General features: G+C 71.2%; 13 protein-coding genes. 3 read left to right on the forward strand and 10 right to left on the reverse strand.

Annotated features, from left to right (window positions below; genetic code table 11):
- Positions 1–24: 24 nt before the first annotated feature.
- The 3 genes from BKK81_RS03030 to BKK81_RS03040 are packed head-to-tail and all read right to left on the reverse strand — an operon-like array spanning position 25 to position 2,959.
- Complete coding sequence (locus BKK81_RS03030) at positions 25–969, reverse strand: MlaD family protein (protein WP_071010700.1); 945 nt, start codon at positions 967–969, stop codon at positions 25–27.
- Positions 966–1,817: an ABC transporter ATP-binding protein gene (locus BKK81_RS03035; protein ID WP_071010701.1), complete on the reverse strand. Its 852-nt coding sequence runs from the start codon at positions 1,815–1,817 to the stop codon at positions 966–968. Before BKK81_RS03035 ends, BKK81_RS03030 begins: the two co-directional genes overlap by 4 nt.
- Positions 1,814–2,959: an MlaE family ABC transporter permease gene (locus BKK81_RS03040; RefSeq protein ID WP_083383911.1), complete on the reverse strand. Its 1,146-nt coding sequence runs from the start codon at positions 2,957–2,959 to the stop codon at positions 1,814–1,816. Before BKK81_RS03040 ends, BKK81_RS03035 begins: the two co-directional genes overlap by 4 nt.
- Before the next feature lie 232 nt (positions 2,960–3,191).
- Here BKK81_RS03040 and BKK81_RS03045 point away from each other — a divergent pair, with 232 nt between their 5' ends.
- From BKK81_RS03045 to BKK81_RS03055, 3 genes are read left to right on the forward strand one after another with little or no spacing between them, the layout of a single operon-like run.
- Positions 3,192–4,097, forward strand: coding sequence for a biotin--[acetyl-CoA-carboxylase] ligase (locus BKK81_RS03045; RefSeq protein WP_071010702.1), 906 nt, complete (start codon positions 3,192–3,194; stop codon positions 4,095–4,097).
- Positions 4,094–4,966, forward strand: a complete 873-nt coding sequence (locus tag BKK81_RS03050; protein ID WP_071010703.1) for a type III pantothenate kinase — start codon at positions 4,094–4,096, stop codon at positions 4,964–4,966. Before BKK81_RS03045 ends, BKK81_RS03050 begins: the two co-directional genes overlap by 4 nt.
- Positions 4,967–5,014: 48 nt before the next feature.
- Positions 5,015–5,842, forward strand: coding sequence for a hypothetical protein (locus BKK81_RS03055; RefSeq protein WP_071010704.1), 828 nt, complete (start codon positions 5,015–5,017; stop codon positions 5,840–5,842).
- 22 nt (positions 5,843–5,864) lie between these two features.
- On the opposite strand, the gene rfaE2 is transcribed toward BKK81_RS03055, so the two are convergent.
- The 7 genes from rfaE2 to BKK81_RS03090 form a co-directional block, all read right to left on the reverse strand.
- On the reverse strand, positions 5,865–6,359 hold the full coding sequence (rfaE2, locus tag BKK81_RS03060; RefSeq protein ID WP_071015985.1) for a D-glycero-beta-D-manno-heptose 1-phosphate adenylyltransferase: 495 nt from the start codon (positions 6,357–6,359) through the stop codon (positions 5,865–5,867).
- 90 nt (positions 6,360–6,449) lie between these two features.
- Positions 6,450–7,295: a ferritin gene (locus tag BKK81_RS03065; protein WP_071010705.1), complete on the reverse strand. Its 846-nt coding sequence runs from the start codon at positions 7,293–7,295 to the stop codon at positions 6,450–6,452.
- 189 nt (positions 7,296–7,484) lie between these two features.
- Positions 7,485–8,729: a patatin-like phospholipase family protein gene (locus BKK81_RS03070; RefSeq protein WP_071010706.1), complete on the reverse strand. Its 1,245-nt coding sequence runs from the start codon at positions 8,727–8,729 to the stop codon at positions 7,485–7,487.
- A 5-nt stretch (positions 8,730–8,734) separates the two neighbouring features.
- Positions 8,735–9,541, reverse strand: coding sequence for a PhaM family polyhydroxyalkanoate granule multifunctional regulatory protein (locus BKK81_RS03075; RefSeq protein ID WP_071010707.1), 807 nt, complete (start codon positions 9,539–9,541; stop codon positions 8,735–8,737).
- Between the two features lie 69 nt (positions 9,542–9,610).
- A complete protein-coding gene (locus BKK81_RS03080) occupies positions 9,611–10,450 on the reverse strand; it encodes an enoyl-CoA hydratase/isomerase family protein (RefSeq protein WP_071010708.1) in 840 nt (279 codons plus the stop codon).
- Between the two features lie 168 nt (positions 10,451–10,618).
- Positions 10,619–11,599, reverse strand: a complete 981-nt coding sequence (locus BKK81_RS03085; protein WP_071010709.1) for a fumarylacetoacetate hydrolase family protein — start codon at positions 11,597–11,599, stop codon at positions 10,619–10,621.
- Between the two features lie 55 nt (positions 11,600–11,654).
- Positions 11,655–12,713 (reverse strand): Bug family tripartite tricarboxylate transporter substrate binding protein, encoded by a 1,059-nt coding sequence (locus BKK81_RS03090; RefSeq protein ID WP_083383912.1) that lies wholly within the window; start codon positions 12,711–12,713, stop codon positions 11,655–11,657.
- Positions 12,714–12,913 lie beyond the last annotated feature (200 nt).

Raw genomic sequence — 12,913 nt, forward strand, 5'->3', positions numbered from 1 at the left:
TGGCAGGCGGCGGTTGGCGGCGGATCAGGGCGCCCGGAAGCCGGGCTCGCCCGGGCCCGGCGCCGGTGCCGGTGCGCCGAACAGCACGCTGCCCGGGCTGTCGTTGAACTGGCTGGCGGCGCGATCGATGCTGCGCACCGCCTGGCGCGCGTCGCGCGCCAGGCCGCCGACCTGCGGCAGCGTGTTCTGCGAGACGTCGCCGGCGGCGGACTGCAGCGATTCGCTGACCGCCTGCACATCGTGCCCGACCTTGTCGACCGTGCGCAGCAGCTGGCCGTTGGGGCTGGCGAGCTGCTCGGCCAGGTGGCGGGTCGCCGCCAGGGTGGCGTTGAGGTTCTCCGCCACCTGCGGCAGTTGCTGCGCGGCGGGCTCCATGGTGCGGGCCAGGTGCGAGTAACTCTCGGCGGCGCTGTGCACCGAGCGGATCGCATCCATCAGTTCGCGGCGGTTGTCGGCCTGGAACATGCTGTTGACCGAGCCCATCACGGAGTCGAGCTGGCTCAGCAGCGAGTCGCCGCGCCGCTCCAGCTCCTCGAAGAAGCCGGGCCGCATGGGGATGCGCGCCACCGCCTTGGCCGAGGTGGCCAGGCGTCCGGCCTGCGGGCCGGCGCCGGTGCGCGCGGCGGTGTCGTCCAGTTGCACGTAGGCGACGCCGGTCACGCCCTGCAGCCCCAGCGTGGCGTAGGTCGTGCCGGTGATCGGCGTGTCGTGGTCGACACTGATGCGCACGATGATCTGGCCCGACACTTCGGGATCGAACTTGATCGACACCACCTTGCCCACGTCCAGGCCGCGGTACTTGACGTCGGCCTGCGGGCCGAGGCCGTTGACGGTCGAGCGCGTGACCAGGTCGTACGGCACGCGCACGGTGTGGTCGCTGCTGAACCAGAAGATGGCGAACACCACCAGGATGGCCAGGCCCAGCGTGAAAACGCCGGCCAGGAAGGCATTCGACTTGTTTTCCATCATGCTTCTCCAGAGGGCGCGTGGGGCGGCGGCAGGGCCGTCAGGGCGCGCCGGGCCCGTTCACCGAGGAAGTACTCGCGGATGAACGGGTGGTCGATGTGCAGCAGCTCCGGGATCGGTGCGGCCGCCAGCACCTTGCGGTCGGCCAGCACGGCCACGCGGTCCGACAGCGCCACCAGCGTGTCGAGGTCGTGCGTGACCATCACCACGGTCAGGCCGAGCTCCTCGCGCAGCTCGCGGATCAGTGCCACGTAGTCGTCGGCGCCCATCGGGTCCAGTCCGGCGGTGGGCTCGTCGAGGAAGACCAGCTCCGGCTCCAGCGCGAGCGCGCGCGCCAGCGCCACGCGCTTGACCATGCCGCCGGACAGGTCGGCCGGCATCTTGTCCGCATCGCGCGCCGACAGTCCGACCAGCTGCAGCTTGAGCAGTGCCGACTGGCAGATCAGATTGTCGGGCAGGGTGCGAAGTTCACGCAGCGGCAGCGCGATATTGTCGATCACCGACAGTGCGGAGAACAGCGCGCCGCGCTGGAACTGCAGGCCCCAGCGGTTGCGCAGCGCCTGCATGCGCGCCGGCGGCAAGGTCATCACGTCCTCGCCGAACACGCGGATGGTGCCCGAGGTCGGGCGCTCCAGGCCGACGATCTGGCGCAGCAGCACGGTCTTGCCGGTGCCGGAGCCGCCGACGATGGACAGCAGCTCGCCGCGGTAGACCTCCAGCTCGAGCCCGTCGTGCACGACGTGGTCGCCGAAGCGCTTGACCAGCTTGTGTACCTCGATGATGGCCTGGCGCCGGGCGGGCGCCGCGCCGGTGCCCGGGACCAGGCCGGCCGGGGCGGGGGCGGTGCTCATAGGCCGATGTCCTTGAACAGGATGGCGAGGACGGCGTCGGCCAGGATCACGGCCGTGATCGACGTCACCACCGAGGCCGTGGTGCCGGTGCCCAGGCTGGTCGTATTGGGTTTGATGCGCAGGCCGAAATGGCAGGCGACCAGGGCGATCAGCATGCCGAACACCACGCCTTTGCCGAGGCCGAACCAGAGATTGGCCACCGGTACCGCGTCGGGCAGCGTGCGCAGGAAGAAGGCGGCGCTGATGCCTAGCTGGGAGTGTGCCGCCAGCATGCCGCCGGCCAGCGCCATCAGGTCGGTCCAGGCCACCAGCAGCGGCATCGAGACCGCCAGCGCCAGCACGCGCGGCATGATCAGCCGGAAGCCGTGCGAGATGCCCATCACGCGCATGGCGTCGAGTTCCTCGGTCACCCGCATCACGCCGATCTGCGCCGTGATGGCCGAGCCCGAGCGGCCGGCGATCAGGATGGCGGCCAGCACCGGGCCGAGCTCGCGGATCACCGCCATGCCGAGGATGTTGACGATGAACAGGCTGGCGCCGAAGGTGCGCAACTGGTTGGCCGACAGGTAGGACAGCACGATGCCGATCAGGAAGCCCACCAGCGCGGTGATGCCCAGTGCCTTGTAGCCGATGCTGTAGATATTGGCCGAGATCTCGCGCCAGGGGCCGAGGTGCGGCGCGCGCGCGAAGCGCAGCAGGTCGAAGGTGAACTGGCCCACCATGGTGACGCCGCTGACCAGCTGGGCCAGCAGCGACAGCGTCGAGCCGCCCAGCAGCGTGACCGGGTTGAAGCGCTCCACCACGTGCTTCTTCCAGCCATCGGGGCGCAGCGACATGATGCGGCCGAACACGCGCCGCTGTTCGGCGCTGACCTCGATGCCGAGCGGCAGCTTGCCGTCCCAGGCCTGCCACATCAGCTGGGCGCCGATATGATCGAGGCGGCCGACGCCGGCCAGCGACCAGCGCGTGGCGCCGTGCGCGCCGGCGCCGTCGAGGCCGCGCATGGCTTCGCGCAGTTCGCCGGCGCGTCCGCATTCGGCCAGCGCGAGCGCCGTCCAGTCGCCGCGCAGTTCCACGCTGGCGGCGCCATCCTGTCGCGTGATGTGGAGGGCAGGCGTGATCAGACTGTCCAAGGCAGGCATGATGTGATGGGACAGTCCCGATTCTAATCCATGCCGCCGGCCAGGCTGCCGCGCTGCAGCAGGGCTACAATGCGGGCTGGATGGCGCCCGCCAGGCCCGCCAGGCCGCGAGCGGGCGCCGCGTCTGTCCGGTGGACCGTCGCGCCCGTCCGCGGCGCACGCTACCGGACCGCCCGACTGCCCGACTGCTCGACCGCCCGACCCCCCTGATCGCCCGACCGCACCTCCATCCCATGACAGCCCCCAGCCCGAACGATGCCGCGCCGCCCGCCAAGACAGCCACCGAGGCCGCCACGCTTGCCGCCTCCGGCGCCTGGCGCATCGATGCCGCCGCCCTGCGCGCCGCGCTCGATGCCGGCGCCGCGCGCGGCTGGGCCGTGGCGCTGGTCGAGGAGACCGGCTCGACCAACGCCGACCTGACCCAGGCCTGCCGCCAGGCGGCCTGGTCGGACACCGCGATGGTGCGCCTGGCCTATCGCCAGACCGCGGGTCGCGGCCGCCAGGGACGTCCGTGGCAGGGGCAGGCCGGCATGACTTTCTCGGTGGCGCTGCCCTTGCCGCTGGCGCCGGCCCGGTTGAGCGGGCTCAGCCTGGGCGTCGGCCTGGCGGTGGCCGAAGCGCTGGCGGACTGCGATGCCGGCCTGGGCGCCGCGGTCGGCCTCAAGTGGCCGAACGACCTGCAGATCGACGGCCGCAAGCTGGCCGGCATCCTGATCGAATCGGTGCCGTCGGGTCCGCAGCAACTGTGGGCGGTGATCGGCATCGGCCTCAACCTGGTGCGCGATGCCGCCATGGAGGCCGCGCTCGGGCGCCAGCTGTCGGGCGTCAGCGAGCGCATGGCGGCCTTCGATCCCGCGCGCGACCCGACCCGCCTGCTGGCTGCCATCCTCGGCCGGCTGGCGGAGATGCGCCAGGCCTTCGTCGCCCATGGCTTCGCGCCGCTGGCGCCGCGCTGGTCGGCGCGCGATGCCTACCGTGACCAGCCGGTGCGCCTGCTGCACGACGGCCGCGTGCTGTGCGAGGGCATCGCGCGCGGTGTCGACGGCGAAGGTCAGCTGCTGCTGGAGACCGCCACGGGGCTGGAACGCATCAACAGCGGCGAGCTGTCGCTGCGGCCGGCCGGAGGCGCGCAAGGATGAGCGTGCGGTCGTCCAACGCCACGGCGGCCGCGGGCCGGCCGCCGCGCCTGCTGATCGATGTCGGCAACACCCGCCTCAAGTGGGCCTGGAGTGTCGCCGGCGCCGGCACCTTGCCCACGCCCTGGCAGCAGGACGGCGCGGTCGCGCATGGCGAGACGGCGGCGCTGGCCGAGCTTGCCGGGCGCTGGCGCACGCTGGCCGGCGCCGGGCCGGCGCCGGAGGTATGGGCCAGCAATGTGGCCGGCCCGGCCATCGCCGGTGAGGTCGACGCCCTGGTGGATGCGGCTTTCGGGGCCGCGGCGAGTGTGCGCTGGGTGCGCGCCGAACCCCGCCACGACGGCCTGGTCAACGGCTACCGCGAGCCGGCGCGGCTCGGCGTCGACCGCTGGGTCGGCTGTATCGGTGCGCGCTGCTGGCAGCCCGATGGCACGCTGCTGATCGTGACCGCTGGCACCGCCACCACGCTCGACGTGGTCAGCGCCGCGCCGGCCAGCGTCGGCGCGGCGGCGCAGGCGGTGCGCGGGCGCTTCGAGGGCGGGCTGATCCTGCCGGGGCTGGAACTGATGTTGTCGTCGCTGGCGCGCAATACCGCGCAGCTGCCGGCGCTGGAGGTGAGCGAGGCCGAGTCGGCGCCGCCCTGGGCCGACAACACGCACGATGCCATCGCGGCGGGTTGCCTGGCCGCGCAGGCCGGCGCGGTCGAACGCACCTGGCGCGTGCTGCAGGCGCGCGGGCCCACGCGCTGCCTGCTGTCCGGCGGCGCGCGGCACGTGCTGGCGCGCGCGCTGTCGATGCCGTTCGAGATGCACGATAATCTGGTGCTGCTCGGCCTGCACACGATGGCGGGGCATCGTCCCGCGGCCCGCTGAGGCGCGCCGCGCCTGTCCGTCTTGTTCCACCGGGACCCCGATCGCGCCATGCCCTTCCGAGGCTTGCTCCCGACGCTGCTGATCCTGCTGTGCCTGCTCAACGCGCTGCTGCTGGCGGCGGCGCTCGGTGCCTTCGGCCGCGAGCCGCTGGCCGGCCGGCTGGAGAGCCCGCGCGAGCCGCAGCGGCTCGGCCAGCAGGTCCGCGCCGAGCGTTTCCTGCCGGCGGCATCCGAAGCGGTATCCGAAGCGGCATCGGCCGCGGCCGGCGAACCGGCGAGCGCGCCCGCGACCGCGCCGGCAGGCGCTTCAGGTCCGGTCGCGCCGGCGGCGGCCAACCCGGCTGCCCGGCCGGCCGCAGCGGCGCCCTTGGCCGCCTCTGCGATCCAGGCGGTGGCCGCACCGGCCCAGCCGCTTGCGGCGGGGCGTCCGCTGCCGTGCGTGGAGATCGGCGGCTTGAGCGGCGATGCCGCGCGCGAGCTGTCGCAGGCGCTGGCCGGTGCCGGCCGTGTCGAGGCCTTCGAGCGGCAGGAGCAGGTGCGCTGGTGGGTCCACCTGCCGTCGCAACCGAGCCGCGAGCAGGTGCAGCGCAAGCTGGGCGAACTGCGCCGGCGCAACGTTACCGATGTGTCGGTGGTGGCGGCGGGAACGCCGCAAACCTTCACGGTGTCGCTCGGGCTGTTCCGCGAGCGGGAACGCGCCGAGCATTATCTGGAAATCCTGCGTGGCCTCGGCGTACGGACGGCGGTGCTCAGCGACACGCCGCACCAGCTGACCCGGCAGTGGCTGCGCGTACGCGACGTGCATGCGGCGCAGCGCATGCGCCTGGAGGCGATCCGGCGCCGTTTCGGCGCCGCCGACCTGCAGGCCTGCGCCTGAGCGGGCGGCCCGGCGCGGCGGCTTACTGGCCCTGGCGGACCTTGGCCACCAGCTTGGTGGTGGAGCGGTCGTGCAGGAAGGGGATGGCAACCGCATGGCCGCCCCAGCTGCGTACCAGGCGGGTCTCTTCCAGCGTGTCGATGTCGTAGTCACCGCCCTTGACGTAGACGTCGGGGCGCACCAGGCGGATCAGTTCCACCGGCGTACGCTCGCGGAACATCGCCACCAGGTCGACCGAGGCCAGCGCGGCCAGCAGCGCCATGCGGTCGGATTCCTGGTTGAGCGGCCGGTCGTCGCCCTTGCCCAGCATGCGCACCGAGGCGTCGCTGTTGACGCCCACCACCAGGCTGGCGCCCAGTTCGCGGGCCTGCGCCAGATAGGTCGCGTGGCCGCGGTGCAGGATGTCGAAGACGCCATTGGTGAACACCAGCGGACGCGGCAGCGCGGCGATGGCCGCGGCCAGTGCCTGGGTGTCATCGGCGGGGACGAGTTTGGATTCGAAACGGGGTGCGGACATGGCGGAAGGCGGGAAGGCGTTGGCCCGGTGGAAGCCGGGCAAAACAAAGCCCCATCGCGGGATGGGGCTTGTCTGGCTGCCGGCGCGGGCTCAGGCCTGCGCGGGCTGCAGGCGCGCGTTCAGTTCCTTGCGGTAGCGGTTCAGGTCCTGCACGCTTTCGAAGGTGCGCTCCATCAGCAGCGACATATTGTGCAGGATGCGCTCGATCACCTTCTTCTCCCAGCCTTCGTCGAAGCGGATCTGCTCGTCGAGCCAGCGTTCGAGCCAGTCCGGGTCCGGCAGGCGCGACTGGATGGTGTCGTGCGGGAACAGGGACTTGTTGACGTGCAGGTTGGTCGGGTGCAGCGGCTTTTCCGTGCGGCGGGCCGAGGCCATCAGCACGCCGATCTTGGCGAAGGCCGAGCGCGCGCTGTCGCCGAACTGCGTCAGGTACTTCTTCATGTAGCGCAGGTAGGCGCCGCCGTGGCGGGCTTCGTCCTGCGACAGCGTGCGGTAGATATGCTTGATGACCGGCTCGGTGTGCCACTCGGCGGCACGGCGGTACCAGTGGTTCAGGCGGATCTCGCCGCAGAAGTGCAGCATCAGCGTTTCCAGCGGCGGGGCCGGATCGAACTCGAAGCGCACCGCGTGCAGCTCTTCCTCGGTCGGCACGAGATCGGGGCGGAAGCGGCGCAGGTATTCCATCAGTACCAGCGAGTGCTTCTGTTCCTCGAAGAACCAGATGCTCATGAATGCCGAAAAGTCCGAATCGTGCCGGTTGTCGCGCAGGAACATCTCCGTGGCCGGGAGGGCGGACCACTCCGTGATGGCGTTCATGCGGATGGTCTTGGCCTGGTCTTCGGTCAACAGGCTGGCGTCGAAACTATCCCAGGGGATGTCCTTGTCCATGTGCCAACGCACCGATTCAAGCGATTTGAACAGTTCGGGGTAGAGCATGTTAAGCCTTTGAAATTACGGGCAGATTCTACCAGATGCGAATTATTCTCTATTCCCTTTTTTAGGTGGAAAGCGAGTGAATGCAACCGTTTTGATGGTTTTCTGCGAATTTTCCTGGCAATTGGGTCGACCCCGCCGCTTGCGGCGGGCAGCAGATGCCCAATCGGCGCCTGCCTTGGCGCTGGTGTCTCAGGCGAGCGCGGGCGCCGGCGGCTCCCGGTCCAGCTCGGCCTGCGGCCGGTGCGGCGTCGGGATCACGCCATACAGGAAGGCGGCCAGCTCGTCCTCTTGCGCCGCCGCATCACGCTCGCCCAGGGCCAGCAGCGCCTGAGTGAACTCGGGCTCGAACAGCAGGTAGCTGGCGAAGGCGGCGCCACGCGCCTCGGTGCCGCCGAGCGGTGTCAGCAGCGCACGCACCGTGCGCGGCAACCGCTCCACATGCTCGGCGGCGATGGCCTCGATCGGTTCGCTCGGCGAGACGGTCATCACTTCCACGGGGCGCCAGCCCTCGCTGTCGCTGGCCAGCTCCGGCATGCGCGCCAGCAGGCTGTTGATGTGCTGGAGCCGCTCCAGGTCGGCCGACAGGCCGTCGAGGAAGATGCTCGCCAGCGCCTGTCCGCCGACCTGCGCGAGCGAGGGATAGCCGCCGGCCGGCACGGTGTCGAACCAGCCCGGCCGCTGCCGCGAAGCCGCGCCGATGGCGAGGACGCGCGAGGCGCCCAGGTGGATGGCCGGCGACAGCGGCGACATCTGCCGCATGGTGCCGTCGCCGAACCACTCGTGGTGCCCTTCCAGCTCCAGCGGCATGGCCGGGAACAGGAAGGGGATGGAGGACGAGGCCAGCAGGTGGTCGACGCCGATGCGCGCCTCGACCGCCATGCGCTGGCTGCGCCGCCAGGGATGGATGCGGTGGTGCGACTGGTAGAAGGTGACGTGGCGGCCGGTGGTATAGGACAGCGCGGTCACGGCGAAGGCCTGCAGCGACCCGGCGTCGAGGCTGGCCTGGACCCGCTCGGTGTCGAACAGCTCGCCCAGCATGGCGCCCAGTGGCGCGTTGTCGAACAGGGCGCGCGGGGCGCGCTGCACGGCCCAGCCCAGCGCCAGCGCGGACAGCCAGCGGGCGCCCGACACGCCCACGCGCAGCACGTCGGTGCGGTAGACGTCATCGGCATGGATGCCATGCCACAGGGCGGCCAGCCGTTCGGCGGCCGCCTGGAAGTCGTGGGCATGGATGGCGAGCCCGGCACCGTTGATGGCGCCTGCCGAGGTGCCGCAGATGATCTCGAAAGGAATGCGCACATGGTCGAGCCCGTGGCGCCGGGCGATGCGCGCCAGTCCCCGCAGCACGCCGGCCTGGTAGGCGGCGCGCGCGCCGCCGCCCATCATCACCAGGGCCGTGAGGCGCGGCGCACCGTTGCGGCGGGGGCTGGCCATGCGTGTCAGGCCTTGCCTCCGGCCTTGCCGCCGGCAGGCTTGGCGGCGCTTTTCCTGGCGGCCGGGCGCTTGGCCGCCGGCTTGCGCGCGGCGGTGCCGCCGGTGGCCTTGGCGGCGGGCTTGGCCTTGCCGGTGTCGCCGGCGGCCTTGCCGGCCCCATCGTCCCCCTTGCCCGCCTCGCCCGCGCCGGATGCCGGCGCGGTCCCGAAGGCCGCCAGGTTGCCGAACGGCGCCAGGCTGGCGGCCGCGGCGCTGCTGGCGATCTGGTTGAACTGGTGCTGCAGCATGTCCCACCAGATGCCGGCGTTGGGCGGCGCCTCGCCGTGGGCGGCGCCGTTGCCCTGATGGGCGCCGGCCGTGCCGGGACGGGCGCCGGCTTCGCTGTCAGGCGCCGGGGCGTCGGGCTCGGGAGCGGGCTCCGGCCGGCTTGCGCTGCGGAAGACGGGCGCCTCGTCCCGGCTGGCGTGCTCGGGCGGTGCGGCGCTCGGCGCAGTGGCCGCGCGCGCTACGTTTTCCATGGCGTTCTGCATGGCTTCGGGCGACAGCGCGCTGCCGAAGGTCTGCAGCGCGACCAGTGTCGCGCGTTGCACTTCGAGGCCCTGGATGGTGGTGCGCAGCAGGTTGGTGTTGAGCTGCAGCCAGCTTTCCACGGCCTTCAGGTCATGGATGCGTTTGTCGAGCTCGTCGAGGTCCATCGGCGGCGTCATGGCCTGCAGGCCGGGCATCAGGCCGCCGGGCAGGCCGCTGGCGTTGCCCCAGAGCTTGCGCAGGAACTCGAAGCCGTTGGTGAAATCGGGAATCTGTCCGAACATGCGCTAACCCTCCTGGTGGGGCGCGCAGCCCGCGCCGGGCTGCGGCCATCGTAGTGTCTCGTGTACCGCTTACCTGAAGCCGGGCGGCCGCTTTTCGCGCAGGCTCGCCATGCCTTCGTGCACATCCGGGCCGGCGAAGCCCATGAATTCCAGGGCCAGCGAGGTATCGAAGGCGGGGCCGGCCATGCGCAGCCAGTTGTTGAGCGCGTACTTGGTCCAGCGGATCGCGCTCTGCGATCCCGCCGCGAGCCGCCGCGCCACCTCGAAGGCGCGCTCGACCAGCTCCGACTCGTCCACCGCCAGCGATACCAGGCCGATCCGCTCGGCTTCCTCGCCGCTGACCGACTCGCACAGCATCAGATAGTACTTGGCCTTGGCCATTCCGCACAGCAGGGGCCACACGATGGCCGCATGGTCGCCCGCGGCCACGCCCAGGCGGGTGTGCCCGTCGACGATGCGCGCGTCCCTGGCCGCGATCGAGATGTCGGCCAGCAGGCCGGCCACCAGGCCGGCGCCGACGGCGGGGCCGTGCATGGCCGAGACCACCGGCTTGTCGCAGTTGATGACGTTGTAGACCAGGTCGCGCGCCTCGTGCCAGACGCGGGTGCGGGTATCGAAGTCGTTGGCCATGTCCTCGACCAGCGACAGGTCGCCGCCCGCCGAGAAGCCTTTGCCCTCGCCGCGGATCAGCGCGACGCGGATGTCCGGGTCGGCCGACACGTCGCGCCAGATCTCGGCCAGCTCGCGGTGCATATTGGCGTCGGCGGTGGCGAGCTTGCGGTTGGCCGATTGCGCCGCGCCCATCACGATCTCGAGGATGGGGCCGTGGCGGCGCAGGGTCAGCGCCTGGTAGCGGTCATAGCGGGGCGACAGCTGGCTGTCGGCGGAAGACGGGGCGGAAGCGGTCATGTCAGCGGGCCTGTGGTCGGGCTTGCGGAAAGCGTGAGGGGAGCCGGGCGGGGCCCGGGGCGTGGCGGTCGCGCACCCCTGGCGGGATTCGTCGACCGAACGGTCGGTGAATTATAGGCAATCCCGCCATGTCGTGTCCCGCCCCGACCGGGGCCGCGCTGCCGGCACTCAGCCCTGCGCCACCGCCTGGTCGATCGCGCCGAAGATGGAAGCGCCCTCGGCATCGAACATCTCGATCTTGACCGCGTCGCCGAACTTCATGAAGTCGGTGACCGGCTTGCCGCCGTCGATGATCTCGAGCATGCGCTTTTCGGCGATGCAGCAATAGCCCTTGCTGCGGTCGACGTTGGAGATGGTGCCGGAACCGACGATGCTGCCGGCGCGCACATTGCGCGTCTTGCAGATATGTGCGATCAGCTGGCCGAAATCGAACACCATATCGGTGCCGCAGTCCGGCGCGCCCACCTTCTTGCTGTTCCACCACACCGTCATGGGCCGGTGCACCTTGCGCTCGCGCCAGGCCCCGCCCAGTTCGTCGGGCGTCACTGCCACCGGCGAGAAGGCGGTGGCGGGCTTGCTCTGGAAGAAGCCGAAGCCCTTGCCCAGTTCCGCGGGGATCAGGTTGCGCAGCGAAACGTCGTTGGCCAGCACCAGCAGGCGGATCGATTCGGCAGCCTGCTCGGGCGTGGCGCCCATGCGCACGTCGCCGGTGATGACCGCGACCTCGGCCTCGAAGTCGATGCCCCAGGCCTCGCTCGCACAGACGATGTCGTCCTCGGGGCCGAGGAAATCGTCGGAGCCGCCCTGGTACATCAGCGGGTCGGTCCAGAACTCGGGCGGCATCTCCGCGCCGCGCGCCTTGCGCACCAGCTCCACGTGGTTGACGTAGGCGGAGCCGTCGGCCCACTGGTAGGCGCGCGGCAGCGGCGCCATGCAGTGGGCCGGCTCGAAGGGGAAGGGATGGCGCGCGCGGCCGGCATTGAGGGCGTCGTACAGGTCCTGCAGCTGCGGCGCGTAGAACTGCCAGTCGTCGAGCGCGGTCTGCAGGCGGCTGGCGATGTCGGTGGCGTAGTGGGCAGTCTTCAGGTCGCGCGAGACGACGGCCAGCTGGCCGTCGCGGGACCCGTCCTTGAGGGTGGCAAGTTTCATGAGTGCAAGGCGAGGAGGATCGGATGGCGCCGGGACCGCGGTCCCGGCGCCTGGACTAGTCTACCGTGATGCCCTTGGCCTTGATCAGCTTGCCCCAGCGCTCGGCCTCGCTGCGCGCGTACTGGGCGAATTCCTCCGGCGTGCTCGACACCGGCTCCACGCCGATGCCCTCGAAGCGCTTCTGCACCTCGGGGCTCTTCAGCGCCTTGACCAGCTCGGCATTGAGCCGCGCCACCACCGGGCGCGGCGTGCCAGCCGGCACCACTACGCCCTGCCAGGCGTAGGCCTGGAAGTCGGCCGTGCCGGCCACGCCGCTTTCGGCGACGGTCGGCACATTGGGCAGCACGCCCAGGCGGCGCGGCGTGGCCACCGCCACCGGACGCAGCTTGCCGGCCAGCACGTTCTGCTGCCCCGAGGCGAGGTCGACGAACATCAGGTCGACCTGGCCGGCCATCAGGTCCTGCACCGCCGGGGCGGCGCCCTTGTACGGCACGTGGGTCATCTTCGTATGGGTCTGGTCCATGAACAGCTCCATGGCCAGGTGGTGCGGCGAGCCCGCACCGGGCGAGGCGAAGTTGACCTTGCCGGGATGCTGCTGCGCATAGGCCACGATGTCCTTGAGCGTGTGCGCGGGGAAGCCGGGCGAGGTCACCAGCACCAGCGGGAAGCGCGCCACCAGGCTGACGTGGGCGAAGTCCTTGTCGGCGCTGTAGGGCAGCTTTTTGTACAGCGACGGGTTGGCGGCCAGGGTGCCGGTGTCGGCGGTCAGCAGCGTGTAGCCGTCGGGCTTGCTGTGGGCGACGGCATCGGCGCCGACGATGGTGGCCGCGCCCGGGCGGTTGTCGACCACCACCGGCTGGCCCAGCGCCGGGCTGATGGCCTGGCCCAGCGCGCGTGCCACCACGTCGGTGCCGCCGCCGGCGGGGTAGGGCACGATCCAGCGCAGCGGCTGGCCGGGCCAGTTGTCGCCGGCGGCGCTGGCCGCGCCCGGCAGGCCCAGCGCGAGCGCGCCCAAGGCCAGCGCGGCCGGTGCGGCCAGGCGCCGCGACAGCAACGGAAGGGACAGCAAGGGAAGGAAAGCGGACAAAGGCCAGGGGTGGCGCGTGCGCGTCATCGGTTGTCTCCAGGGAGGGTTGGGGCATCGTCCGGTGCCGCCGCGTGGCGCGGCAGCCGGGAGCCGTTCTTGTGGTGGGAAAGTCTACCGGCGACTTAAAAATTGGTAAATCGGTTTCGCTATAGTAAATTCGATGTGGATGCCAAGCCGCTCTGCTCTGACGACCCGCCCCGGCCGGCCGGCGACCTGGCGCCGGCCGC

Origin of the sequence: Cupriavidus sp. USMAHM13 (assembly GCF_001854285.1) — a bacterium.
In the GTDB taxonomy this organism is placed as follows: domain Bacteria; phylum Pseudomonadota; class Gammaproteobacteria; order Burkholderiales; family Burkholderiaceae; genus Cupriavidus; species Cupriavidus malaysiensis.

Bases quoted from the DNA above. Each gene is read 5' to 3' on its own strand.
- BKK81_RS03030 (WP_071010700.1), bottom strand. From the start codon at position 969: ATGATGGAAAACAAGTCGAATGCCTTCCTGGCCGGCGTTTTCACGCTG.
- BKK81_RS03035 (WP_071010701.1), bottom strand. From the start codon at position 1,817: ATGAGCACCGCCCCCGCCCCGGCCGGCCTGGTCCCGGGCACCGGCGCG.
- BKK81_RS03040 (WP_083383911.1), bottom strand. From the start codon at position 2,959: ATGCCTGCCTTGGACAGTCTGATCACGCCTGCCCTCCACATCACGCGA.
- BKK81_RS03045 (WP_071010702.1), top strand. From the start codon at position 3,192: ATGACAGCCCCCAGCCCGAACGATGCCGCGCCGCCCGCCAAGACAGCC.
- BKK81_RS03050 (WP_071010703.1), top strand. From the start codon at position 4,094: ATGAGCGTGCGGTCGTCCAACGCCACGGCGGCCGCGGGCCGGCCGCCG.
- BKK81_RS03055 (WP_071010704.1), top strand. From the start codon at position 5,015: ATGCCCTTCCGAGGCTTGCTCCCGACGCTGCTGATCCTGCTGTGCCTG.
- rfaE2 (WP_071015985.1), bottom strand. From the start codon at position 6,359: ATGTCCGCACCCCGTTTCGAATCCAAACTCGTCCCCGCCGATGACACC.
- BKK81_RS03065 (WP_071010705.1), bottom strand. From the start codon at position 7,295: ATGCTCTACCCCGAACTGTTCAAATCGCTTGAATCGGTGCGTTGGCAC.
- BKK81_RS03070 (WP_071010706.1), bottom strand. From the start codon at position 8,729: ATGGCCAGCCCCCGCCGCAACGGTGCGCCGCGCCTCACGGCCCTGGTG.
- BKK81_RS03075 (WP_071010707.1), bottom strand. From the start codon at position 9,541: ATGTTCGGACAGATTCCCGATTTCACCAACGGCTTCGAGTTCCTGCGC.
- BKK81_RS03080 (WP_071010708.1), bottom strand. From the start codon at position 10,450: ATGACCGCTTCCGCCCCGTCTTCCGCCGACAGCCAGCTGTCGCCCCGC.
- BKK81_RS03085 (WP_071010709.1), bottom strand. From the start codon at position 11,599: ATGAAACTTGCCACCCTCAAGGACGGGTCCCGCGACGGCCAGCTGGCC.
- BKK81_RS03090 (WP_083383912.1), bottom strand. From the start codon at position 12,713: ATGACGCGCACGCGCCACCCCTGGCCTTTGTCCGCTTTCCTTCCCTTG.